Annotated in this window: 19 protein-coding genes; 17 read left to right on the top strand and 2 right to left on the bottom strand. The window is 66.6% G+C overall.

Going from position 1 to position 23,908, the window contains the following annotated elements:
• The first annotated feature begins 16 nt into the window (after nt 1–16).
• The 13 genes from AC1ME3_RS10880 (at nt 17) to AC1ME3_RS10940 (ending at nt 17,079) form a co-directional block, all read left to right on the top strand.
• Nucleotides 17–1,396 carry a UDP-N-acetylmuramoyl-tripeptide--D-alanyl-D-alanine ligase gene (locus AC1ME3_RS10880; RefSeq protein ID WP_480953150.1) on the top strand — a complete coding sequence of 460 codons (1,380 nt, stop codon included), beginning with the start codon at nt 17–19 and terminating at the stop codon, nt 1,394–1,396.
• A complete protein-coding gene (gene mraY, locus AC1ME3_RS10885; RefSeq protein WP_056051331.1) occupies nt 1,397–2,467 on the top strand; it encodes a phospho-N-acetylmuramoyl-pentapeptide-transferase in 1,071 nt (356 codons plus the stop codon).
• Nucleotides 2,464–3,840 (top strand): UDP-N-acetylmuramoyl-L-alanine--D-glutamate ligase, encoded by a 1,377-nt coding sequence (murD, locus tag AC1ME3_RS10890; RefSeq protein ID WP_480953151.1) that lies wholly within the window; start codon nt 2,464–2,466, stop codon nt 3,838–3,840. Before mraY ends, murD begins: the two co-directional genes overlap by 4 nt.
• 71 nt (nt 3,841–3,911) lie before the next feature.
• The gene (locus AC1ME3_RS10895) at nt 3,912–5,093 is read left to right on the top strand and encodes an FtsW/RodA/SpoVE family cell cycle protein (protein WP_480955812.1); all 1,182 of its coding nucleotides are present in this window, start codon (nt 3,912–3,914) and stop codon (nt 5,091–5,093) included.
• A complete protein-coding gene (gene murG, locus AC1ME3_RS10900) occupies nt 5,090–6,232 on the top strand; it encodes an undecaprenyldiphospho-muramoylpentapeptide beta-N-acetylglucosaminyltransferase (RefSeq protein ID WP_056486645.1) in 1,143 nt (380 codons plus the stop codon). Before AC1ME3_RS10895 ends, murG begins: the two co-directional genes overlap by 4 nt.
• Nucleotides 6,229–7,647: a UDP-N-acetylmuramate--L-alanine ligase gene (gene murC / locus AC1ME3_RS10905; RefSeq protein ID WP_480953152.1), complete on the top strand. Its 1,419-nt coding sequence runs from the start codon at nt 6,229–6,231 to the stop codon at nt 7,645–7,647. Before murG ends, murC begins: the two co-directional genes overlap by 4 nt.
• 83 nt (nt 7,648–7,730) lie before the next feature.
• Nucleotides 7,731–8,636, top strand: a complete 906-nt coding sequence (gene murB, locus AC1ME3_RS10910; protein ID WP_480953153.1) for a UDP-N-acetylmuramate dehydrogenase — start codon at nt 7,731–7,733, stop codon at nt 8,634–8,636.
• Complete coding sequence (locus AC1ME3_RS10915; RefSeq protein ID WP_480953154.1) at nt 8,603–9,586, top strand: D-alanine--D-alanine ligase; 984 nt, start codon at nt 8,603–8,605, stop codon at nt 9,584–9,586. The genes murB and AC1ME3_RS10915 overlap by 34 nt, the downstream gene beginning before the upstream one ends.
• Nucleotides 9,583–10,557: a cell division protein FtsQ/DivIB gene (locus tag AC1ME3_RS10920; RefSeq protein ID WP_480953155.1), complete on the top strand. Its 975-nt coding sequence runs from the start codon at nt 9,583–9,585 to the stop codon at nt 10,555–10,557. The genes AC1ME3_RS10915 and AC1ME3_RS10920 overlap by 4 nt, the downstream gene beginning before the upstream one ends.
• A gap of 1 nt (nt 10,558) precedes the next feature.
• Nucleotides 10,559–11,821, top strand: coding sequence for a cell division protein FtsA (gene ftsA, locus AC1ME3_RS10925; RefSeq protein ID WP_056051322.1), 1,263 nt, complete (start codon nt 10,559–10,561; stop codon nt 11,819–11,821).
• A 113-nt stretch (nt 11,822–11,934) separates the two neighbouring features.
• Complete coding sequence (gene ftsZ / locus AC1ME3_RS10930) at nt 11,935–13,512, top strand: cell division protein FtsZ (protein ID WP_480953156.1); 1,578 nt, start codon at nt 11,935–11,937, stop codon at nt 13,510–13,512.
• A gap of 226 nt (nt 13,513–13,738) precedes the next feature.
• The gene (locus AC1ME3_RS10935; RefSeq protein WP_480953157.1) at nt 13,739–15,916 is read left to right on the top strand and encodes a tetratricopeptide repeat protein; all 2,178 of its coding nucleotides are present in this window, start codon (nt 13,739–13,741) and stop codon (nt 15,914–15,916) included.
• Nucleotides 15,913–17,079 carry a deoxyguanosinetriphosphate triphosphohydrolase gene (locus tag AC1ME3_RS10940; protein ID WP_480953158.1) on the top strand — a complete coding sequence of 389 codons (1,167 nt, stop codon included), beginning with the start codon at nt 15,913–15,915 and terminating at the stop codon, nt 17,077–17,079. The genes AC1ME3_RS10935 and AC1ME3_RS10940 overlap by 4 nt, the downstream gene beginning before the upstream one ends.
• Nucleotides 17,080–17,279: 200 nt before the next feature.
• Here the strand turns inward: AC1ME3_RS10940 and AC1ME3_RS10945 are convergent, their stop codons facing one another.
• Nucleotides 17,280–17,573, bottom strand: a complete 294-nt coding sequence (locus AC1ME3_RS10945; RefSeq protein ID WP_480953159.1) for a hypothetical protein — start codon at nt 17,571–17,573, stop codon at nt 17,280–17,282.
• Between the two features lie 216 nt (nt 17,574–17,789).
• On the opposite strand from AC1ME3_RS10945, the gene AC1ME3_RS10950 reads away from it, so the two are divergent.
• The 4 genes from AC1ME3_RS10950 (at nt 17,790) to AC1ME3_RS10965 (ending at nt 23,181) form a co-directional block, all read left to right on the top strand.
• Entirely contained in the window at nt 17,790–19,331 is a 1,542-nt protein-coding gene (locus tag AC1ME3_RS10950) for a DUF1800 domain-containing protein (RefSeq protein ID WP_480953160.1), read from the top strand.
• Nucleotides 19,332–19,333: 2 nt separating this feature from the next.
• A complete protein-coding gene (locus AC1ME3_RS10955; RefSeq protein ID WP_480953161.1) occupies nt 19,334–20,488 on the top strand; it encodes a DUF1501 domain-containing protein in 1,155 nt (384 codons plus the stop codon).
• Between the two features lie 248 nt (nt 20,489–20,736).
• On the top strand, nt 20,737–22,461 hold the full coding sequence (argS, locus tag AC1ME3_RS10960; protein WP_480953162.1) for an arginine--tRNA ligase: 1,725 nt from the start codon (nt 20,737–20,739) through the stop codon (nt 22,459–22,461).
• Nucleotides 22,462–23,181, top strand: coding sequence for an SPOR domain-containing protein (locus AC1ME3_RS10965; protein WP_480953163.1), 720 nt, complete (start codon nt 22,462–22,464; stop codon nt 23,179–23,181).
• 326 nt (nt 23,182–23,507) lie between these two features.
• On the opposite strand, the gene AC1ME3_RS10970 is transcribed toward AC1ME3_RS10965, so the two are convergent.
• Nucleotides 23,508–23,777, bottom strand: a complete 270-nt coding sequence (locus AC1ME3_RS10970) for a hypothetical protein (protein WP_480953164.1) — start codon at nt 23,775–23,777, stop codon at nt 23,508–23,510.
• Nucleotides 23,778–23,908: the final 131 nt, after the last annotated feature.

Genomic DNA, 23,908 nt, shown 5'->3' on the forward strand with positions numbered 1-23,908 from the left:
AGGCGGGAGGGGAGCAGTGAGTCTTTGGACTTCAGTCGAGATCGCGACCGCTACCGGTGGCATGGCGTCAGGCGACTTCGCCGTCACTGGCGTTGCGTTCGACTCGCGTGAAGTCGGCCCCGGTGACCTGTTCGTCGCGATGAAGGGCGAGGCTAGCGATGGGCACCTCTTCCTCGACCAGGCCTTTGCCCAGGGCGCGGCGGGGGCGATCGTTTCTGAGCCTTGCGACCACCCGCACGTCCTCGTTGCGGACAGTTTTACCGCATTGAACGCGCTTGGCGACGCTAGCCGTGCACGCTCGTCCGCCAAGATCATCGGCGTCACCGGTTCCGTCGGGAAGACTAGCGCCAAGGAGGCGCTGTTCGCCTGCCTCGACCGCGCCGCGCCCGGCGAGGTGCACCGCTCGGTCAAGAGCTACAATAACCACACCGGCGTCCCGCTGAGTCTCGCCCGCATGCCGCGCGACGCGAAGTTCGGTGTGTTCGAGATGGGGATGAACCACGCCGGTGAGCTTGCCGAGCTGACCCGACTCGTGCAGCCGCACATTGCGATGATCACTGCGATCGCGCCTGCGCATACCGCGTTCTTCCCCGACGAAAGCGCGATCGCCGATGCCAAGGGGGAGATCTTTGCCGGGCTCGAACCGGACGGGACCGCGATCGTGCCCTATGACAGCCCGCACCGCGACCGGCTGCTCGGACAAGCCGCGCCGCATGCCGCGCACATCGTCACGTTCGGCAGCGAGAAAGGCGCCGACGTCCGTGCGATCGAGGCGATGCGGCTGCCGACGGGCGGGACGTTCGTCACTGCGCGGATGGGGCAGGGGGCGGAGCACGAGCTGAGCTTCACGATCGCGCAGCCCGGCGCGCACTGGGTGTCCAATGCGCTCGGCGTGCTGGCCTGCGTGCAGGCGGCCGGCAGTGATCTCGGACTCGCAGGCCTCGCGCTGGCCGAACTCGGCGGATTGCAAGGACGTGGTGCGCGGTCGCAGGTGACCGTCGGCGACGGGCAGGCGCTGATGATCGACGAAAGCTACAACGCCAACCCAGCCTCGATGCGTGCGACGCTCAGCGTCCTCGGGCATGAACCCGGCCGCCACATCGCGGTGCTCGGCGAAATGCGCGAACTGGGCGAGGGCTCCGACGACTATCACGCTAACCTCGCCGAGCCCATTCTCGCCGCGCGCGTCGAAATGGCGCTGTTGGTCGGTGAAGCGATGGCGCCGTTAGCGCAGGTGCTTGAGGGACAGATCGAAACCGTCCATGTGGGCGACGCTGCGGCCGCGCTCGCGTCGTTACGGACGATCCTGGCGCCGGGCGATGTCGTGCTCGTCAAGGGATCGAACGGGGTGGGCCTCGCCCGCATAGTGGCTGGCCTCAAAGGCGGGATTAACTGAATGTTGTACTGGCTCGCCGAGCACCTGGGGTTTCCCGGCCTGCTGAACCTCATCCGTTACCAGACGGTGCGGACCGGTGGCGCCGTCGCGACCGCGCTGATCATCGGCCTGATCATCGGGCCGAAGTTCATCGGCTGGTTGCGCGTGCGGCAGGGCAAGGGCCAGCCGATCCGTGCCGACGGCCCGCAATCGCATCTGTCGAAGCGCGGCACGCCGACGATGGGTGGGCTGATGATCCTGACCTCGATGTGCCTCGCCATCTTCCTGTGGATGGACCTGAGCAACCCGTATGTCTGGGCGTGCCTGTTCGTGACGCTCGGCTTCGGGACGATCGGGTTCCTCGACGACTATGACAAGGTGCGCAAGGCCAGTACCGCGGGGATCAGCGGGCGAACACGGTTGTTGCTCGAGTTCATCATTGCCGGTGTCGCCGCGACGATCATCATGTCGCAGAACGGCCCGCATCTGTATCTGCCGTTCACGTCGCGCATGTACCTCGATCTCGGCTGGTTCTTCCCGGTGTTCGCGGCGTTCACGATCGTGTCGTTCGGCAATGCGGTGAATTTGACCGACGGGCTCGACGGGCTGGCGACGATGCCGGTGATCATCGCCAGCGTCGCATTCATGGTGATCGTGTATCTCGTCGGCAACGTGAAGTTCGCCGATTATCTCGGTATCCCGCACGTCCCTCGCGCGGGTGAGCTGGCGATCTTCTGTGGGGCGATCGTCGGCGCGGGGCTCGCGTTCCTGTGGTTCAATGCGCCACCGGCGGCCGTGTTCATGGGCGATACCGGGTCGCTGGCTCTGGGTGGCGCGCTGGGGACGATCGCGGTCGTCGCGCATCACGAGATCGTGTTGGGGATCATCGGCGGGCTGTTCGTGATCGAGGCTTTGTCGGTGATCATCCAGGTGTTCTTCTACAAGCGCACCGGCAAGCGCGTGTTCCGGATGGCGCCGATCCACCATCATTTCGAGCAGCTCGGCTGGGCCGAGGCTACGGTGGTGATCCGCTTCTGGATCATTGCGTTGGTGCTGGCGCTGGTCGGTCTGTCGACGTTGAAGCTGCGGTGATTATCGCGAAGGCCTGGCGCGGGAAACGCTATGCGGTGCTGGGACTCGCGCGGTCTGGAGCTGCGACTGTGCGGGCGTTGGTTGCTGGTGGAGCGAGCGTGGTTGCTTGGGACTCCGACGAAGCCAAGCGTGCCGTCTTCACTCCCTCTCCCCTGCGGGGAGAGGGTTGGGGTGAGGGGCAGCCAAGCAGTGTTGCGTCTGGAACAGCCCCTCACCCAACCCTCTCCCCGGGGGGGAGAGGGCTTTTAGAAGTCGCACCGTTAGATGATCTTTCGGAGTTCGACGCTTTGGTCGTGTCGCCGGGAGTGCCGTTGAACACGCATCCGCTTGCCGCCGCGGCGCGCGCGGCAGGCGTCCCCGTCATCGGCGATATCGAACTCTTCGCCCAAGCCCGCGCCGACCTATCCCCACACAAGGTCGTCGGCATCACCGGCACCAATGGCAAGTCCACCACCACCGCGCTCGTCCACCATATCCTCAAGGCCGCCGGCATCCCCACGCTGATGGGCGGCAATATCGGCCTGCCAATCCTCAAACAGCAACCGCTCCCCGAGGGCGGCGTCTACGTGCTCGAACTGTCGAGCTACCAGATCGACCTGACGCAGACGCTCGATTGCGACGTCGCGGTGTTGCTCAACATCACGCCGGATCATCTAGACCGCTACGACGGCTTCGAGGGCTATGCCGCCTCGAAGGCGCGGTTGTTCGCTATGCAGTCGGCCGAGCATGACGCCGTCATCGGCATAGGCGACGCGCCGTCTGCCGAGATTGCGCGCGGACTGTCGGCGAAGGGCGGGCACCTGACCAAGATCGCCCCGGGCGTATGCATGGATCAGAGCAACTGGCCGACGCTCCAGGGTCCGCACAACGCCCAGAACGCACTCGCCGCGATCGCCGTCGCCAAGGCGCTGGGCGTAAGCGAAGTCAACATCGATCGCGGCCTGACGAGTTTCACGGGCCTGCCGCACCGGATGGAGCAGATCGCCTCATATGGCGGCGTTGCCTATGTTGACGACAGCAAGGCGACCAATCCCGAGAGCACTGCGCCGGCTTTGGCCGCGTTCGACCGGGTTCACTGGATCGTCGGCGGCCGCGCGAAGGGCGACGACCTCGACGCCTGCAAGCCCGCCTTCGGCCACGTCGTCCACGCCTACACGATCGGCGAGGCTGGCCCGAAGTTCGCCGAAATCCTGAAAGATTCCATGCCCGTCGAGAATGTCGGCACGCTCGACGCAGCGGTCCGCATTGCCGCCGCAAACGCCAAGCCCGGCGACACTGTCTTGTTATCCCCAGCCTGTGCTAGCTTCGACCAGTTTCGCGATTACGAAGCGCGCGGGGCTGCGTTCCGCGCGGCGGTGGAGTCGCTGGCATGACCGATATCCGCGCTGGAAGGATCGACGTTAGGGGCGATATGGGCACACCGAAGACCAGCATCGTCGCCAAGATGAAACGGCGCGGCGGGCGAGGCGATCAGTCGCCGCTCGGCACGTGGTTCTGGGATATCGACCGGATGCTGCTGCTGCTGACGCTGTTCCTGATCGCGATCGGGCTGATCGCGGTCGCGGCGGCGTCGCCGGCGAGTGCGGTCCGCTATTCGGGCGAGCACCACAAGATCGCGCCGCTCTATTATTTCTGGCGGCAGTTGATGTGGGTCGGCGTGTCGCTCCCCGTGTTGTTCGGTGTGTCGATGATGCCCGTGTCGATGGCGCGGCGGATGGCGATCGGCGGGTGCGCGTTGTTCGTGCTGATGCTGATGGTGACGCCGTTCATCGGCGTCGAGGCGAACGGTGCACGGCGCTGGCTCGGCGTCGGGTTCGCACAGTTCCAGCCTTCCGAGTTCCTGAAACCGCTGTTCATCGTCACGGTCGCGTGGCTGTTGTCGCTGCGTGCGAAGGATGCCGAACTGCCGACCGTGCTGATCACCGGCGCGATGACCGCGGGCGTCGCGGTGCTGCTGATGCTGCAACCCGATTTCGGCCAGACGATCATCTTCTGCTCGGTGTGGATGGCGCTGCTGATGATCGCGGGGACGCCGGCCAGGGTGATGCTCGGCCTCGTCGCGATGGCGCCAGCCGGGCTGATTGCCGCCTATGTCTTCTACGGCGTGGCGCGGTCGCGGATCGATGCGTTCCTGTTTCCGGGGGTCGAGGGCGAGGGCGCAGGCGACCATTTCCAGACGAATGCGGCGCATAATACGCTGACTGCGGGTGGCTGGACAGGCACCGGCCCCGGCGCCGGTGCGGCGAAGTTCGGGCTGCCAGAGGCGCATACCGACTATATCTTCTCGGTGATCGGCGAGGAATTCGGGTTGATCGCGTGCTCGGTGATCGCGGTGATCTTCCTGGCGATCGTGGTACGCGTGTTCGTCAAGTTGCTGGACGAGCAGGACGAATTCAAGCTTCTGGCGTCCGCCGGGTTGGCGACGCAGTTCGGCGCGCAGGCGTTGGTCAGCATGGCGGTGAACACCGGCCTCGCGCCATCGAAGGGTATGACGCTCCCGTTCATCAGCTATGGCGGGTCGTCGATGATCGCGTTGTCGGTCGGCATGGGGTTGCTGCTGGCGTTTACCCGGCGCAATCCGTTTCTCACGCGGAGCCCCTATGTCGTCCGCTGGAGTGGTGAATGAGTAAGCATTACGTCCTCGCAGCCGGTGGCACGGGCGGACACATGGTCCCGGCAGCGGCGCTCGCGGCCGAACTGACGAAGCGCGGCCACCGCGTCGCGTTGGTCAGCGACGCGCGCGGCGTGCGCTTTCCGGGGTTGTTCGAGGATATCCAGACGCATGTCCTGCCGGCTGGGCGCTTTACCGGCGGGCCGCTTGGTTGGGCGAGAGCGACGCGGGAGATGTGGCGCGGGCGAGCGATGGCGCGCGAACTGTACCGGACCTTCAAGCCCGCCGCCGTAATCGGCTTTGGCGGCTATCCTGCGTTGCCGGCGCTGCTGGCGGCGTTCGCTGACAAGATTCCGACGGCTGTGCATGAGCAGAACGCGGTGCTGGGGCGCGTGAACCGCTTCGTCGCGGGGCGCGTCGATGCGATCGCGACCTCGTCCGAGCCGACCGAGCGTCTCGCGCCCAAGCTGCTGGGCAAGGCGCATTTGGTCGGCAATCCGGTGCGCGAGGCGGTGCTGGCGCTGCGCTCGCGACCGTATCCGCTGCTGGAGGAGGATGGGATTTTTCGCGTGCTCGTGACGGGTGGCAGCCAGGGGGCGAGCATCCTGTCGCAGGTGGTGCCCGACGGTCTGGCGATGCTGCCGGTGACGTTCCGGCGGCGGTTGCAGGTGACTCATCAGGCACGGATCGAGGATATCGACGCGGTGCGCGCGAAGTATGCCGAGCATCATATCCCGGCCGAGCTGGCGACGTATCTTCCCGATATGCCCGAGCAGCTGGCCTGGGCGCATCTGGTGATCGCACGCGCTGGGGCGTCGACGATTTCGGAACTGACCGCGGCGGGGCGTCCGGCGATCCTGGTACCTCTGCCGGGTGCGACAGACGATCACCAGACCGTGAACGCGCGCGAGATCACGCGGGCGGGCGGCGCGCGGACGATCGCGCAGGGAGACTTTACCGCAGTGGAACTGGCCAAGCAGATGCAGAAACTCGGGCTCGATCCGGCGGCGTTGCAGAATGCGGCGGGGCGTGCGCGGAGTTGCGGGCGGCCGAATGCGGCGAGCGATCTGGCCGATCTGGTCGAGAGCCTGGATGCACCGTTGTCGCGGATTCCGGTCGGCGCGCCCTCCAAGCCAAAGGCGCAGTTCGCATGAAGGGCGTCGCAACGGATATCGGCACGATCCACTTCGTCGGGATCGGCGGGATCGGCATGTCGGGGATCGCCGAGGTCATGAAGAACCTCGGCTATCGCGTACAGGGGTCGGACGTGGCCGAGGGCTATGTCGTGCAGGGGTTGCGCGACAAGGGCATCCCGGTGGCGATCGGCCATGCCGCGTCGAACATCGGCGACGCCGCGGTGGTGGTCGTCTCGACCGCGATCGTGCGATCGAACCCTGAGGTCGAGGCGGCGCTCAATGCGCGCGTGCCGGTGGTGCGGCGCGCGGAAATGCTTGCCGAACTAATGCGGTTGAAGTCGACGGTCGCGGTCGCCGGCACGCACGGGAAGACCACGACGACGTCGATGGTCGCGGCGTTGCTCGATGCGGGCGGGGTCGATCCGACGGTCATCAACGGCGGGATCATCAACTCGTACGGCTCGAACGCGCGACTGGGTGCGAGCGACTGGATGGTCGTGGAAGCGGACGAGAGCGACGGCAGTTTCCTGCGGCTCGATGGTACGATCGCGGTGGTGACTAACATCGATCCCGAGCATCTCGACCATTACGGATCGTTCGACGCGGTGAAGGATGCGTTCGTCGAGTTCGTCGAGAACGTACCGTTCTATGGTGCGGCGCTGCTGTGTCTCGATCATCCGGAAGTGCAGGGGATCCTGCCGCGTGTGCGCGATCGTAGGGTCGTAACGTACGGTTTCTCGGCGCAGGCGGATGTGCGCGGGGTGGAGGTCACGCCGATCCCGGGCGGCAACCGCTTCGATTGCGTGGTGCGCGAGCGTGATGGCGCGACGCGGACGATCGCGGGAATCGAGATGCCGATGCCGGGGCGGCACAACGTGCAGAACGCGCTGGCCGCGATCGGGGTGGCGCTGGAACTCGGGATCGCGGATGCAACGATCCAGCAGGGGTTCGCCAAGTTCGGCGGCGTGAAGCGGCGCTTCACCAACGTCGGTGAAGTCGACGGCGTGACGATCATCGACGACTACGGCCATCATCCGGTCGAGATCCGCGCGGTGCTGGCGGCGGCGCGCGAGGGCGTGAAGGGTCGCGTGATCGCAGTCGTGCAGCCGCATCGCTATTCGCGTCTGGGCAATCTGATGGAGGATTTCCAGACGGCGTTCAACGACGCGGATCGGGTGTTGGTGACGCCGGTCTATGCCGCGGGCGAGGCTCCCGTGGAGGGCGTCGATGCGGCGGCTCTCGTCGAGGGGTTGAAGCGGCGGGGGCACCGGTTCGCCGGTGTGGTTGCGGACGCTGATGCGCTGGCGGTGGAGTTGGCGGCGACGATCGAGGCTGACGACATGGTCGTTTGCCTTGGGGCTGGCGACATCACGAAGTGGGCGGCTGGGTTGGCGGATGCGATTGCTGCCGAACGCGGGAAGGTGCTGGCGTGAACGCTCGCGCTTCTGCTCCCCTTCCGCTCGCGGGAGGGGTCGGGGAAGGGGTTTCGGCCTCATCCGACGGCACGGGCGCGGCTATGTCAGTCCCTCCCCTAACCCCTCCCGCAAGCGGAAGGGGAATCAAGGTCGAGGCAGGGGCTTCGCTGGCGGCTTTCATATGGTTTCGGACCGGTGGGCCGGCGGAGACACTGGTGCGGCCCGATACGGCGAACGATCTGGCTGCATTTTTGCGGGATCTTGATCCTTCGACGCCGGTGCTGCCGGTCGGGGTCGGCTCGAACCTGATCGTGCGCGATGGCGGCGTGCCGGGGGTCGTTGTGCGATTGCCTAAGGCGATGGCCAAGGTTTCGGTGCAGGACGGTCGCGTTCGTGCAGGCGCGGGAGCGATGGGGATTACCGTTGCCAGTGCCGCGCGGGATGCTGGGATTGCCGGGCTTGAGTTTTTGCGCGGGATTCCGGGGACGGTTGGGGGTGCGGTTCGGATGAACGCTGGCGCTTATGGACGGGATGTCAGCGACATTCTGGTCGAGGCTACCGTCGTCACGCGCGACGGTTCTGTCGAGACCTGGCCTGCCGAGAAACTCGGCTTCACCTATCGTCATTCGGACCTTCCGGCGGGAGCCGTCGTGGTCGAAGCCGTATTCTCCGGCACGCCCGGCGAACCAGCCGTGATCGGTGCGGAGATGGACCGGATCGCGGCTGAGCGCGAGGCTTCGCAGCCTCTTCGCTCGCGCACGGGTGGCTCGACGTTCAAGAACCCCGAGGGGCACAAGGCGTGGGCGTTGATCGACGCGGCAGGGTGTCGGGGGCTGACTCGCGGTGATGCGCAGGTCAGCGAGAAGCATTGTAATTTCCTGCTGAACCTCGGGTCCGCGTCGAGCGCGGAGATCGAGGCACTGGGTGAAGAGGTACGCGACAAGGTGAAGGCGCATTCGGGGGTGACGTTGGAATGGGAAATCCAGCGGGTCGGGGTCGCGAAGTGAGCGCGCCACTTCACATTGCGGTGCTCATGGGCGGCTGGTCGGCGGAGCGTGAGGTTTCGCTGATGTCCGGCAATGGCTGTGCGGACGCACTTGAGTCGCTTGGGCACCGGGTTACGCGGATCGATATGGGGCGGGATGTTGCCGCTAAACTCGCCGAGGCGCAGCCCGACCTCGTGTTCAACGCACTCCACGGCACCCCCGGCGAGGACGGTTCGGTACAGGGGCTGCTCGACCTAATGGGCTTGCGCTACACGCATTCCGGGCTCGCGACGTCGGTGATCGCGATCGACAAGGTGCTGACCAAGCTGCTGCTCGTCCCCGCAGGCGTGCCGATGCCGGGTGGGCGGATCGTCAAGTCCGCGGATCTGTTCGAGAGCGATCCGATGGCGCGGCCCTATGTGCTGAAGCCGGTCAACGAAGGCTCCTCGGTCGGCGTGGCGATCGTTACCGACAGCGGCAACTACGGAAATCCGATCGCGCGCGACAGCGTGGGCCCGTGGGGCGAGTTCGAGGAACTCCTTGCCGAGCCGTATATCCGTGGGCGCGAGCTGACGACCGCGGTGCTCGGCGGCAAGGCGCTCGGCGTGACCGAGTTGAAGCCCAAGAGCGGCTGGTACGACTACGACGCGAAATACACCGACGGGATGACGGTGCACGTCTGCCCGGCGGAGATCCCCGACGAAATTACCGACGCCTGCAAGAGCCTCGCGCTCGAAGCGCATCGGTTGCTCGGCTGCAAGGGCGCGTCGCGGTCGGACTTCCGCTGGGATGACGAGCGCGGTGTCGACGGGCTGTTCCTTCTCGAGGTGAACACGCAGCCGGGGATGACTCCCTTAAGCCTCGTCCCCGAACAGGCGCGGCATATCGGCATGAGCTATGCCGAGCTGGTCCAGGCGATTGTCGACGAAGCGCTTCAGGATCACCCCCCTACTAAAAACGGGGTCCCATGAGCCGCACGATCAAGCGCGGTCCGCCACCCAAGCGGCCCGCCCCGCGCCGGAAGGTCGCGGTCAAGAAGGTGTCGGTCATGGACCGGCTGGTCGGGATGCTCCCGGTCAGCGAGGACACGCTGCGGAAAATCGCGACGTGGTCGATTCTCGGCGCGGGCGGGGCTGTGGCGATCGCGGCGGCGACGTGGGTCGGCATCCCGGGGATGATCGGCGCGGCGGTCGCCGAGGGTGCCGGGCGCGCGGGCTTCAAGGTCGAGCAGATCGAGGTGACCGGCCTCAAGCGGATGGACCGGATGTCGGTCTATGCGGTCGCGCTGGAGGACAAGCAGAACCAGACGTCGATGCTGTCGGTCGACCTTGAGGCGGTGCGGCAGAAATTGCTGCGCTATGGCTGGATTGCGGACGCGCATGTCTCGCGGCGGCTGCCCAACACGATGCTCGTCGATATCGTCGAGCGCACGCCCGCTGCGGTGTGGCAGGACAATGGCCAGTTGACGCTGATCGACTCGTCGGGCGTACTGCTGGAGCCGGTCCAGCCGGATGCGATCCCGAATTTGCCACTGGTGATCGGGCCGGGCGCGGATCGGCAGGAGGCGTCGTACCAGACGTTGCTCGCCGCCGCGCCGGCGCTGAAGCCGCGCGTGAAGGCGGCGACCTGGGTCGGCAATCGGCGCTGGGACCTGACGTTCGAAAGCGGCGAAACGTTGGCGCTGCCCGAGGACGGTGCGCCTCGTGCGCTGGTGAAGTTCGCCGAACTGGATGGCGCGAGGCCGCTGCTGGGGCGCGGCTGGATTCGGTTCGACATGCGCGATCCGACCAAGCTGGTCGCGCGCAAACCGGGCGCGAGCCTGGCGCACAGCGTCGACGTGCCGGCACCTGCCAGCGCAGGGGCCAGCGCGCCGGCGGCAGGCGAAACTACGAATACTCCGTCGCAAACGGCGGGCGCGAACGTAATGGGCGGGGAGGGATGACATGGCGAAGGTGGCACCGGAAGGGCTGATCACGGCGCTCGATATCGGGTCGTCGAAGGTTTCGGCGATGATCGCGCAGAAGGGGGACGGCGGCGAGCTGATCGTGCTCGGCACCGGCCAGCGCGAGAGCCGCGGCGTCAAGCGCGGCTATATCGCCGACATGGCGACGACCGAAGCGGCAGTGCGCGAGGCGGTCGAGCAGGCCGAGCGGATCGCGGGGATCAACATCGAGAATGTCTGGGTCGGGTTCTCGGCCGGCGGGCTAGTGTCCGACGTCGCCGAGGTCGAGTTCGAGCTTGGCGGCCACCGGGTCGAGCAACAGGATATCGATGCGTTGCTCGCCGCGGGGCGCAACTCGATCGATCCGCAGGGCCGCATGGTGCTGCACGCGCAACCCGCGCTCTATACGCTCGACGGGCTGACGGGGGTGAAGACGCCGCTCGGTCTGCATGCCGATCGGCTTGGCGTGCACATCCATGTCGTTGCCGCGGACGGATCACCGGTGCGCAACCTCGATCTCTGCGTGCGGTCCGCGCATCTCGAAGTGAAGTCGATCATCGCCTCGCCGGTCGCTACCGGGCTCGCCTGCCTCAGCGACGAGGAGCGCGAGCTTGGCGTCGCGCTGGTCGAGATGGGCGCGGGGATCACCAACGTGTCGCTGTTCGCCGGGGGCATGCTCGTCGGGCTGACCTCGATCCCGATCGGCGCGCAGGACATTACCGACGACATCGCCAGCGCGTTCGGGACGCGGCGGCAGAATGCCGAGCGGATGAAGTGCTTCCACGGCTCGGCCAACGCCAGCCCCCGCGATAATCACGACATGATCCCGGTCATGCCGATCTCCGCCGAGGACGGCGCGGGCGAGGGGGCTCAGATCACCAAGGCGCAGCTGATCGGCGTGATCCGCCAGCGGCTCGAGCATCAGATGGGGGAAGTGCGCAACGCGCTCACCAAGCTGAAGTTCGAGGGGCCGGTCGGGCGTCAGGTTGTGCTCACCGGCGGTGGTGCCGAGCTGAAGGGCATCGCCGACTATGCGCAACAGGCGCTCGGGCGGTCGGTGCGGATCGGTCGACCGCGTGGTCTGACCGCGCTGCCGGAAGCGCATGGCGGACCGGCGTTCGCGACGCTAGCGGGGTTGGCCTTCTATGCGGCGACCAACCCGATCGACCTTCGCGGGCTCGCGCCGCAGCGGACGACGGTGCATCGGCCAAAGGGTATGGGTATGATGCGCAAGTTGATTCAGGCGGCGCGCGCGAATTATTAAGAGTTTCGAGGGCGCTGGCGTTATTTCGGCTGGAACAGGCCGTGACGTTGGTGCACACAGATTAATCAGGGGCCCGGCCGTAGCGTATCTACCGGGTTGTGCGGAGAACGGCGATGAGCATCGAATTCCTTAGTCCCGAAGTGGACGATCTGGCCCCCCGCATCGCGGTGATCGGCGTCGGCGGCGCGGGCGGCAACGCGATCGCCAACATGATGCGGGCCGACGTCCAGGGCGTCGACTTCCTCGTGGCGAACACCGACGCGCAGGCGTTGAAGCAGTCGACCGCGCCGCAGCGGATCCAGCTCGGCACCAAGATCACGCAGGGTCTCGGCGCCGGTAGCCGTCCCGAGATCGGTCGCGCGGCCGCCGAAGAGACGATCGACCAGCTCGCCAAGATGCTCGAAGGCGCGCACATGTGCTTCATCACCGCCGGCATGGGCGGCGGTACGGGTACGGGCGCTGCACCGGTCATCGCCAAGGCGGCGCGCGACATGGGCATCCTGACCGTCGGCGTCGTGACCAAGCCGTTCGCGTTCGAGGGCAACCGTCGCGCCAAGTCGGCCGAGGGCGGCATCGACGAGCTGCAGAAGTATGTCGACACGCTGATCGTCATCCCGAACCAGAATCTGTTCCTCATCGCCAACGCGAACACGACCTTCAAGGAAGCGTTCACGATGGCGGACGAGGTACTCCAGCAGGGCGTTCGCAGCATCACCGACCTGATGGTGATGCCGGGCCTCATCAACCTCGATTTCGCCGACGTCCGCTCGGTGATGCAGGAGATGGGCAAGGCCATGATGGGCACCGGCGAGGCAAGTGGCGACAACCGCGCGCTCGAAGCCGCGCAGAAGGCGATCTCGAACCCGCTGCTCGAAGGCGTCAGCATGCGCGGTGCGAAGGGTGTCATCATCTCGATCACCGGCGGCGACGACATGCGCCTGCTCGAAGTCGACGAAGCCGCGAATCACATCCGCGACCTGGTCGATCCCGATGCGAACATCATCTGGGGTTCGGCATTCAACCAGGAGCTCGAGGGCAAGATCCGCGTCTCGGTCGTCGCGACCGGGATCGATGCCGATGCGCGTCCGCCGGAAGTTGCTCCCGAGCCGACCCGCTCGTTCAGCTTCGGATCGCGCAAGACCGACGAGAACACCTCGTTCCGTCCGAGCGAGCCCGCCGCTTCGTCGGCCGCGCCTGCTGCGTCGTCCGCCGACGAAGAGCCGCTCGACCTGAACGCGTCGTCGGAAGTCGAGCCGTCGGCGTCGAAGTCGGATGACGAGCTGGTGCTCGGTGCCGAGACGATGGTGCCGCAGGCCGCGCCTGCGCCGGTTGCTCCTGCACCGCAGCCGGCGCCCGCACCGCGCACCTATGGCGACGAGCCTTACGGCCGTGGCCCGATCGCGCGTCCGGCTTCGGCATCGTCGGTGCCGCCCGCTCGCGCGCCGATCGCGCCGGCTATTCCGGTGCCGACTCCGGCTGCGGACGAAGGTGGCGCACGTCGCCGCTGGCTCGCTCCAGGCGCCGAGGCTGCCCCCGAGGCGGTTCCGGCCGCACCGCGCGTGAAGCTCGGCGGTACGCTGTTTGAGCGCATGTCGAACGCGGCGCGCGGTGCTGCGAAGGAAGACGGCGAAGCGGCTCCCCAGGACCCGCTCGACATCCCGCGCTTCCTGCATCGTCAGAACAACCAGTAATCCGGGAACATCCCGACTTATCAATATCTTGCGCGATCCAGTCTTGATCTCCCCTCTCCCATCGGGAGAGGGAGAGACGCCAAAGGCGGCGAAGGGTGAGGGCACGCCGAGCAAGGCTACCGTGCTCATTGCATCCCAAACCTTGCATTCGTCGCCGCCCCAGCCCAGTTCGCCGCGCCGATGCGTGCGAGACATTGCCGGTTCGGTCGGGCTGGCGTCTAGACAGATGATCCTCATGACCCGGTCCTCCCATCATCTCCTGACCGCCGCGCTGGCCCTCGTGCTCGCGGCCGTGCCAGCCGCCGCGTCCGCGCAAGCCGTCGTCCAGGCGATCCCCGGCACGACCGATGCCGACAAGCTCGGCGATGTGATGCGTCAGCTCGCCAGCAACCCCCGCAACATCGACGCGCTGATCAAGGCCGGCGACCTGTCGATGGGCCTCGGAGATCTCAGCGGTGCCGCCGCGCTGTTCGCGCGCGCCGAAAAGGTGAACCCGCGCGATGGTCGGGCGAAGGCGGGGATGGCATCGATCCTCGTCCGGTCCGAGCGTCCGGGCGAGGCGCTCCGCTATTATGCGCAGGCGGAGGGTCTCGGCCTCGATCCGCGTAACTTCGCCGCCGATCGCGGGCTCGCCTACGACCTGATCGGCCAGCAGGACCGGGCGCAGCGCGATTACCGTGTGGCACTCCGCGATGCGCCCGACGACGAGACGACGCGGCGCTATGCGTTGTCGCTCGGCATCTCGGGCAAGCCCGATCTCGCGATCCAGCAGCTCAATCCGCTCCTGCTCAAGAGCGATCGCGGCGCATGGCGCTCCCGCGCCTTCATCCTCGCGATGAACGGGGACGTCGCCGGCGCCGAGAAGATCGCGACCACGATGATGCCATCGGGCACCGCGCAAGGCCTGCAACCCTTCTTCCAACGCCTGCCGAACCTGCCCGCAAGCGACCGCGCTTTCGCAGTACATTTCGGCGAGGTCCACGCGACGCCCGCCCGCCTCGCGGATGCTCGGATGGCGCCACCCTTGGGCATTCTCGCCGCAGATCCGACCGCACCGGTAATGCTGGCAGCCGTAACGCCGCAACCCGCAGTCGCTGCGACAACCGGCAAGAAGGACAAGCGCGATCGCCGCTCGAGCCGCGACCGTGTCCAGATGGCCGCGGTGACGCGACCGTCGTCAACACCAGTACCCGTGACGACGTCGGCACCGGTCCCGCCGACGACCACCGCGCCACGTACGCTGACGACGGTTCCAGCTCGGGCCCCGTACGCCGCCCCCGTCCAGCTTGCAGCTGCGCCGATGCAGACGGTCCAGCCGCTTCCGGCGCGTACTGTTCAGCCTTCGCAACCAAGCTATTCGGCACCGAACGTTGCGGTTCAGGGCACTCGTACCAATCCGGCTGCGGAGACGAACTCGGTAGTCTCGGCCACTATCCAGCCTAGCCCATCGTCTGTCGCTCGTACCGTCCCGGCGCCATCGACGACGGGAACGCTTCCCCAGAACGTCGCGACGCAGATGGCGGGCATCCCGGTGGGACAAGCGCGAACCGATCCGACCCGCGCGGCGAATGCGCTCGCAGCGTCGGCAGCAGCGGCGCCGTCGGTTTCGCCGTTCCCGACTCCGATACAGCAGGCGCCCGTTCAGCAGGTCGCCCCAACGCAAAGTGCCAGCGCCGAGACGCCGACGCCCGGCTTCACCAGTTCGTCCACGCCCGCGCCGGTAGCCGCCACATCGTCGCCACGCACCCACGCGGTTGCCGCGAGCGAGGACTCGATCCTCGCGCGGATCGTCGCAGGCCTGTCGATCCCCGCGTCCGAGCTCGACGTCGCGCCGATGCATCCCGCGCCGGTCGTGACCCCCGCCGCCATCCCCGTCCCGGATGATTCCGAGCGCGTGCTCGCCGAGGCAAAGGCCAAGACCGAGCGCGACGCAGCGGCCAAGGCGATCGCGGCGAAGACGCTGGCTGCGGACAAGCTCGCCGCCGACAAGAAGGCGGCGCTCGACAAGAAGGCCGCGGCGAAAAAGGCCATCGCCGACAAGAAGGCGCTCGCCGAGAAGAAGGCCGCCGCCGCCGAGAAGCTCGCCGCCGACAAGGCTGCGGCCGAGGAAAAGCGGATCGCCCGTGCCAATCCCGCGCGGACCTGGGTGCAGGTGTCGACCGGCGCGACCGAGGGCGACCTGCCCAAGGCATGGAAGAAGGCGAAGGCCAAGGCGCCGACCGTGTTCGGCGCTCGCGGCGGCTGGACCGCGCCGTGGAAGGCGACCAACCGCGTGCTCGCCGGCCCGTTCAAAACCGATGCCGAGGCACGCACGTTCGTCAATCAGCTTGCCAAGGAAGGCGTCTCGACGTTCACCTTCACCAGCGATCCGGGCGAAATCATCACCAAGTTGCCGGCCAAGTGAGTTACCGCGCGCCCTGGGCATCGGACCCGGCGCGCAGCAAAGGACGGCTTCACGAGGAACAGAACGGGTCCGTTCGTGGCCCCCGCGATGCCTTTCAGCGCGACCGCGACCGGATCATCCACTCGATCAGCTTTCGTCGGCTTCGTCACAAGACGCAGGTGTTCATGGCGCCAGACGGCGATCATTTCCGCGTCCGCCTGACGCACAGCCTTGAGGTCGCGCAGATCGGCCGGACGATCGCGCGGACGCTGGCGCTGAACGAGGACCTGACCGAGGCGCTGTGTCTCGCGCACGACATCGGTCATCCGCCGTTCGGTCATGCCGGCGAGGATGCGTTGAAGGCGGCGCTGACCGGGCAGGGTGGCTTTGATCACAACGGCCATACATTGCGCACGCTCGTCACGATTGAGCGGCCCTATCCGATGTGGAACGGGCTGAACCTGACATGGGAAACGCTCGAAGGCCTCGCCAAGCATAATGGACCGGTCCGGCATCCGGGATGGGCTCTGGCCGCGGCCGATGCCGAGTTCGCCCTCGCGCTGACGAGCTTCTCGTCGCTGGAGGCACAGGTCGCGGCGATCGCCGACGATATCGCCTACGACAATCACGATATCGACGATGGCCTGCGCGCAGGGCTGCTGACGCTCGACCAGATGCTCGCGGTGCCGCTGGTTGCGCGCGGCTGGGACGACGTGCGGCGGCGCTTTCCCGATATCGACCCGAAGCGCCTGGTCGGCGAACTCGTCCGCACGCAGATCGGCACGATGGTCAACGACCTGATCGCCGAGACCCGCCAGCGGATCGCGGCGAGCGGCGTGACGAGCGTCGACGACGTCCGCGATGCGGGGCAGTGCCTGGTCGGCTTCTCGCCCGAAATGCGCGAGGCCGAGCGCGACCTGAAGCGCTTCATGTACGCCAACCTCTATCATCACCCGCGCCAGCTCGCGGCGGCGGATGCGGCGCATGGGATCGTCTCCGGTCTGTTCGCGGTCTACCATGACGACCCGCTGACGATCCCCGAGGAATGGCGCGAGCGGCTGCCGACCGAGGATCCCGACCGCAGCCGTCACATCGCCGACTTTATCGCGGGGATGACGGATCGGTACGCCGTATCGCGCTACCGCGAACTGGTCGGCCCGATCGACTTGCCCGAAGGGTTCTGAGCGACTGATCCTCCCCCGCCAGGGGGAGGTGGCTGGCACTTGCCAGACGGAGGGGGAGGACGCGAAACCGCCGTTGTGCTTCCTCCCCCTCCGTCACCTTCGGCGCCACCTCCCCCTTGCGGGGGAGGATTACCTCACAACGGAAAACGGCGGCCGGACCGAGGTCCGACCGCCGCTGCAATTTCCAAAAGCTAACTAGCTCAACGCGTAACCGCAGCGATCCCGCCAGCCGCGCCATTGGCCTCGTCGGTCTTGAACGCGACCGGGACGCCGCCCGACACACCCGACACGCGGTCGCCGCGGACGATCAGGTGGAACTTCTGGCCCGACGGATAGCGATGGCCGTCGATGACCTGGCGGCCACCGTCCTGCGTCGAGGTGTAGACGTACGTGCTGCCCTCGTGGACGAAGCTCTGCTTTGCTTCGGCGGCCATGCCGATCGTCGAGGTGAGGGCGGCCGCTGCTGCTGCGATGATCTTGATGGTCGTGCGCATGATCGTATCTCCCGAAGTGCGTCGAGCCGGATCAGGTCTTCACCCAACTCTCGAGCCAGGGAAATATTGCGGTGCAGCATGAGTTGCAATTGCAAACCTATCCGTCGCGATTGCATCGACTGCAACGATGAACGGCCCTCTGCATGCGACCAGCGCGGCGGGTGACATACTTGCACGACATTTGCCGCGTACACTCGCACGCGAAGGAGAAGTGTCGTGTCTGCTTCCAGTATCGCGCTCAATCGGTTCGGCCTCGGCGCAAGGCCGGGCGATGCTATCGTCGGCGATCCGGCGAAGTGGGTGATGGCGCAGTGCGACCGGTTCGAGCCGCGGCCACCGGTCATCGCGCGCGCGCCCGCGACGACGGGCATTTCGACAGGTCTCGTCGCCTATTATGTTCAGGAAAAGGCGATCAGGGCGCAATTCGGTCCGCACACGCCGAAAGCCGCGATCGGCATGGACGGGAAACCCGCGGTCGCCGCTCCAACGATGTCCGGCGCGATGACCCCCGCGCCCATGTCGCCGGGCGTTGCACCCTCCGGCATGGCTCAAGCCCCTGTGGCGCCGGCGGCGATCGATCCAGGCGCGGCCGCACGACAGGAAGCGCGACAAGCCATCGGCAAGCAGAGTCGCAACGATTACGGCGCGGCGGTCGCGGCACGGACGATGGCCGCGCTCACCGGCGATGCGCCGTTCGTCGAGCGTCTCGTGCATTTCTGGGCGAACCATTTTGCGGTCTCGACCGAGAAGTTCGAGGTGATGGCGCTCGCCGGGCCAATGGAGTTCGAGGCGATCCGCCCGCATGTGCTCGGCAAGTTCGCCGACATGCTGAACGCGGTCGAGCGGCATCCGGCGATGCTGCTGTATCTCGACCAGGCGGTGTCGATCGGCCCGGACAGTCCGTTCGCCGTTCGAAAGACCAGGCGCCGCACCGGGCTGAACGAGAACCTCGCGCGCGAGATCATGGAGTTGCACACGCTTGGCGTCCGCAGCGGCTACAGCCAGGCCGACGTCACCGAGTTCGCACGGGCGATGACCGGCTGGACGGTCGCAGGCATCGGCCGCGGTCCCGGCGCTCGCATCCAGGATGATTCTCGCGCGGGCAGCTTCCTGTTCCTCGACGACGTTCACCAGCCCGGCGACCGCACAGTGATGGGTAAGCTTTATCCCGCGGCGGGGGAGGCGCAGGCACAGGCGGTGCTCTCCGACCTTGCCGTCCACCCGGCGACCGCGACGCACATCGCGACCAAGCTCGCGCGGCATTTTGCCGGCGATACGCCGCCAACAGCGATGGTCGCGCGGCTGAAGACGGCGTTCCTGAAATCGAGCGGCGACCTGCCGACGGTCTATCGCGCGCTGGTCGCCTCGCCCGAGGCTTGGGTGACCCGGCCGGTGAAGTTCAAGTCGCCCTGGGAATGGTATGTCTCGACCCAGCGCGCGCTCGGCACGACGACGGTCCAGCCCGGCGTGACGGTGGGGATGATGAACCAGCTCGGCCAGCCGATCTGGCAGCCCGGGCAGCCGATCGGGTATGACGACGTCGCCGCAGCCTGGGCCGGGCCCGATGCGATCATGCGACGTGTCGAGGCGGCGGAGCGGTTCGCGGCGCGCGCCGGGCCGGTCGATGCGCGGGCGTTGGCGCCGACTCTGTTCCCCGCCTCGCTCAGCCCCACGACCGCGCAAGGCCTGTCGCGCGCGGAAAGTCCTGCACAGGCGCTCGCCCTGTTGCTCGTCGCCCCCGAATCGCTGCGGAGATAGTCATGCTCGACCGCCGTTCCTTCCTCTCGACCGGTACGCTAGGCGTTCTGGCCTCCGCCTTCGCCCCCCGCATCGCCTTCGCACGCGCGGCGACCGACAAACGGTTCGTGTTCATCATCCAGCGCGGCGCGGCCGATGGTCTCGGCACGATCGGTGCGGTCGGCGATCCGGCCTTTGCAGGCGTCCGCGGCGATCTCGCGGCGGATTTTGCGACGGGTTCGAAGCTCGACGGCATGTTCACCCTGCACCCGGCGATGACCGCGAGTGCAGGGCTCTACACCCAAGGCCAAGCGCTGTTCGCGCACGCGATCGCGTCGCCCTATCGCGACAGGTCGCATTTCGACGGCCAGAACGTGCTCGAGACGGGCGGCGTCAGCGCGTATCAGGTCCGCGACGGCTGGCTCAACCGACTACTCGGCGTGCTGCCCGCCGACGAGGCACGCGCGATCGCGGTCGCGGCGACTGTGCCGATGGCGTTGCGGGGGCGGCGCGAGGTGGCATCCTATGCGCCGTCGAGCCTGCCCGACGCATCCGACGACCTGCTGCAACGCGTGGCGATGCTCTACGACGGCGACCAGCAACTGCACGGCCTGTGGAGCGAGGCGATGGCGACGCGGCAACTCACCAGCGATCTCGCGCAGGACGGCGGGCGCAATGCGGCTGCGACCGGCGCGCTCGCCGCGCGGTTGCTCAAGCCCGATACCGGCGCACGGATCGCGATGATCGAGACCGGCGGCTGGGATACGCACACCGGCCAGCGCGGCCGACTGACCGCGCAGTTGAAGGGCCTCGACGCGATGGTCGCATCGCTGCAGGCGGGGCTGGGACCGTTATGGGCGGATACGATGGTGCTGGTCGCGACCGAGTTCGGACGGACCGTCGCGGTCAATGGGACCGGGGGGACGGACCATGGCACGGGCACGTCTGCGATGCTGTTTGGCGGCGCCGTGAAGGGGGGGCGCGTCTTGTCGGATTGGCCGAGCCTGGCTCCCGCCGCACTGTACGAGGCACGCGATCTGAAGCCGACGATGCAGCTCGATGCGTTTATCGGCGGTGCGGTCTCGTCGCATTTTGCCGTCGAGCCGGAGCGGGCGATGGCCGCGCTGTTCCCGGCGAGCGCGAAGACGGCGGCGATCGAGGGGTTGGTTCGGGTTTGAGGTTCGCCTCCGTTTCCCAAGATTCTCGTCTCAATACACTGCTGTTCCCTCGCGAACGCGGGGGCCCAGGATCTTGGGTGGTGCATTTGGTTTAGCTGGGCCCCCGCGTCCGCGGGGGAACGGGGATGGCTTTCCGATCTGGCGGATAGTCGGGCAGTGCTGGCGGCCGCCCCCCCCGACGGGATTAAAATTGAGCGTCGCGCCGCGATGGTCTAGAGCGCGCGTTTCCTTGACGTACCGGGACTGCCATGACGCTCTACACCCGTTTCGCCGCGCATATCGATGCGGCGCTCGACACGCTGACCGCGGCGGGGATGCTGCCGGACGGTCTCGATCGCAAGAACGTCACGGTCGAGCCACCGCGCGACACCAGCCACGGCGATCTCGCGACCAACGCCGCGATGGTGCTCGCGAAGCCCGCCAAGACCAATCCGCGCGTGCTCGCCGATGCGCTGGTCGCCGAACTGTCGAAACTCGAGGACGTCGCCTCGGCGAGCGTGGCGGGCCCCGGCTTCATCAACATGAAGCTGACCGATGACGCGTGGCGCGCCGAACTCGCCGCGATTCCCGAGGCCGGTGCCGACTACGGCCGTTCGAAGCAGGGTGACGGGATCACCGTCAACATCGAGTATGTGTCGGCCAACCCGACCGGCCCGATGCACATGGGCCATTGCCGCGGTGCGGTGGTCGGCGATGCGCTCGCCAGCCTGCTTGAGTTCGCTGGCCACAAGGTCATTCGCGAATATTACGTCAACGATGCCGGCGGCCAGGTCGACGTGCTCGCGCGCTCGGTCCACCTGCGGTACCGCGAGGCGCTCGGTGAGACCGTCGAGATCCCCGAGGGCCTGTATCCCGGCGATTATCTCGTTCCCGTCGGCCAGTCGCTCGCGACGGAGTTCGGCGACCGCTATGTCGGCGCGCCCGAGAGCGAATGGCTGGTCGTCTTCCGCACGCAGGCGGTTGCCGCGATGATGGTGATGATCCGCGCCGATCTCGCGCTGCTCGGGATTGAACACGAGGTGTTCGCGTCCGAAGCCGAACTCCAAGCCGCGAAAAAGCCTGAGGCAGCCGAGGCTGAACTGCGGTCGCGCGACTTGGTCTATGACGGCGTACTCGAAGCGCCGAAGGGTGAGACGCCCGACGATTGGGAGCCGGTCGAGCTGCCGCTGTTCCGCTCGTCGCAGTTCGGCGACGATCAGGATCGGCCGATCAAGAAGTCGAACGGGTCGTGGACCTATTTCGGCGCCGATCTCGCCTATCATTTCCAGAAGAGCCAGAGCGCCGATCAGCTGATCGACATATGGGGCGCGGATCATGGCGGCACGGTCAAGCGGATCGTCGCCGCAGTGGCGGCACTGACCGGCGGCAAGACGCGGTTCGACGTCAAGCTCGTCCAGATGGTCCGGCTGTTGCGCAACGGCGAGCCGGTCAAAATGTCGAAGCGCTCGGGCAATTTCGTTACGCTCGCCGATGTCGTGCGCGAAGTCGGCAAGGATGTCGTGCGCTTCACGATGTTGACGCGACGGTCCGATGCCCAGATGGATTTCGACTTTGCGAAGGTCGTAGAGGCATCGAAGGACAATCCGGTGTTTTACGTCCAGTACGCTCACGCCCGCATCGCATCGCTGCATCGGCGCGCGGCGGAGGCGGGAATTACGCCGATGTCGGCCGACCTGTCCCGGCTTGATACGGACGAACTGGCACTGGTGCAGCGCGCGGCGCAATTTCCACGGCTTGTAGAGATCGCCTCGACGGCGCGTGAACCGCACAGAATTGCGTTCTATCTCTACGACTTGGCGGCCGCGTTTCATGCGCTATGGAATGTCGGGAACGACCGTCCGGATCGGCGCTTCCTTGTGGTCGAGGATCCGCAGGCGACCGCGGCAAGGCTTTTCCTGGCGTCCGCGATAGGGCAGATTATTCATAATGGCCTCGCCATCATGGGTGTGGAAGCGGTTTCGGAGATGAAGTAAATGGCCAACGACATGGATCTGCGCGAGGAAGACCGCCTCCCCTGGCTCGAAACCGTCGAGCCAGACGAGCAGGAAACCGTCGGTATAGGCCGCGTCATCGCGCTCGTCGTGCTCGGCTTGGCCGTGCTCGCGGCGATCATCTTCGGCATCTACAAGCTGCAACAGCGCGCGCCGACCGGCGACGGCCAGCTGATCGCGGCGCAGGAAGGCGACTACAAGGTCAAGCCCGACGACGCCGGCGGCCTGAAGGTCAAGGGCGAGGGCGACTCGGCGATCGCGACCAGCGCGGGCAAATCGGGTAACGGCGCGATCGACCTGCGCGGCGTGCCGGAAGCCCCCGTCGACGGCAAGCGCGCGGTCTCGCCCAAGACCGCCGACGCTGCCGGCCGCAATGCCGTAGCGCAGGTCCCGGCTTCGAGTGGCCGCCTGGTCGCGGCCGCACCGATGGCGCCGTCCCGCTCGGGCACCGCAGGCGCTGCCGCGGGCGGTTCGCTGGTCCAGCTCGGCGCGTATCCGAGCGAGCCGGTCGCCAATGCGGCGTGGACGAATTTCTCGAAGCGGTTCGCGTATGTCGCCGCACTGGGCAAGTCGGTCCAGCCGGTCGCTACGGGCGGACGCACCTTGTATCGTTTGCGCGTGAACGCCGGCAGCGCGAACCAGGCGGCGGATATCTGCGGTCGGTTGCGCGTGGCGGGCGAAACCTGCTTCGTTGCGAGCTGAGCGTACTGTCTGATTTGCCAATCGGCTCCCGGAAGCGGGAGCCGTCGATCTGAACCACGTTGCTCGCCAGGTCCGGAGTTTTCGGTCGCTAAAGACTAAGGGGGCGAAGGCCGGGTAGCGCTTGGCTCACGCGAAGATCGCGTGCGCTCCGCTTTACGATCTGCTCAGCGCTGCCTGGCGTTGTGAAAAGGTCGTTGACGAACACCTGTGTCCGCTCGACTTATAGTGCGTCGTGACGCTATCTGATCCGGCGATCGGCAAGGTCCGCTAGCAACAGTCGGTGCCGGCCTGCCCGTCGGACTATCATCGCTGACCGCTTCACGAGGTCACAGCGAGCGACGATGTTTCCCACCGTATTTACGGCCGATATAATCGCCGATCTGGGCAACTTCGGTTGCCGCGGCGCGTGCACCTTCCATCTGGCAGGGCAATGGATCGCTGTCGTGGTTCGCTACCCGCGCCTGGACCTTGTCGCATAACTCCTCGATATCCGCGCGCGACAGAATGTTCTTCTCGCGCAGAAGGCAGATGAGGCTCTGGAGGATGACGAGGTTCTTGTCCTCGGGATCCGCCTCGAGCTTCAGGGACATTGCCATGATCTCTCTCCTAATCGTTTTGAGCAGACTATGCCCATCCGGGCCGGTTGCAAGCGCTAAAGCGTAAAACATACCGATTTCTCAAACAATGGCGTTCTGGTGGCAGTGGCCGCTGCACAGGCCAGCGTACC

The sequence above is a fragment of the Sphingomonas sp. BL2 genome (genome assembly GCF_056680015.1).

Bases quoted from the DNA above. Each gene is read 5' to 3' on its own strand.
- mraY (WP_056051331.1), top strand. From the start codon at position 1,397: ATGTTGTACTGGCTCGCCGAGCACCTGGGGTTTCCCGGCCTGCTGAAC.
- AC1ME3_RS10895 (WP_480955812.1), top strand. From the start codon at position 3,912: ATGAAACGGCGCGGCGGGCGAGGCGATCAGTCGCCGCTCGGCACGTGG.
- murG (WP_056486645.1), top strand. From the start codon at position 5,090: ATGAGTAAGCATTACGTCCTCGCAGCCGGTGGCACGGGCGGACACATG.
- murC (WP_480953152.1), top strand. From the start codon at position 6,229: ATGAAGGGCGTCGCAACGGATATCGGCACGATCCACTTCGTCGGGATC.
- murB (WP_480953153.1), top strand. From the start codon at position 7,731: ATGTCAGTCCCTCCCCTAACCCCTCCCGCAAGCGGAAGGGGAATCAAG.
- AC1ME3_RS10915 (WP_480953154.1), top strand. From the start codon at position 8,603: ATGGGAAATCCAGCGGGTCGGGGTCGCGAAGTGAGCGCGCCACTTCAC.
- AC1ME3_RS10920 (WP_480953155.1), top strand. From the start codon at position 9,583: ATGAGCCGCACGATCAAGCGCGGTCCGCCACCCAAGCGGCCCGCCCCG.
- ftsA (WP_056051322.1), top strand. From the start codon at position 10,559: ATGGCGAAGGTGGCACCGGAAGGGCTGATCACGGCGCTCGATATCGGG.
- ftsZ (WP_480953156.1), top strand. From the start codon at position 11,935: ATGAGCATCGAATTCCTTAGTCCCGAAGTGGACGATCTGGCCCCCCGC.
- AC1ME3_RS10935 (WP_480953157.1), top strand. From the start codon at position 13,739: ATGATCCTCATGACCCGGTCCTCCCATCATCTCCTGACCGCCGCGCTG.
- AC1ME3_RS10945 (WP_480953159.1), bottom strand. From the start codon at position 17,573: ATGCGCACGACCATCAAGATCATCGCAGCAGCAGCGGCCGCCCTCACC.
- AC1ME3_RS10955 (WP_480953161.1), top strand. From the start codon at position 19,334: ATGCTCGACCGCCGTTCCTTCCTCTCGACCGGTACGCTAGGCGTTCTG.
- argS (WP_480953162.1), top strand. From the start codon at position 20,737: ATGACGCTCTACACCCGTTTCGCCGCGCATATCGATGCGGCGCTCGAC.
- AC1ME3_RS10965 (WP_480953163.1), top strand. From the start codon at position 22,462: ATGGCCAACGACATGGATCTGCGCGAGGAAGACCGCCTCCCCTGGCTC.
- AC1ME3_RS10970 (WP_480953164.1), bottom strand. From the start codon at position 23,777: ATGGCAATGTCCCTGAAGCTCGAGGCGGATCCCGAGGACAAGAACCTC.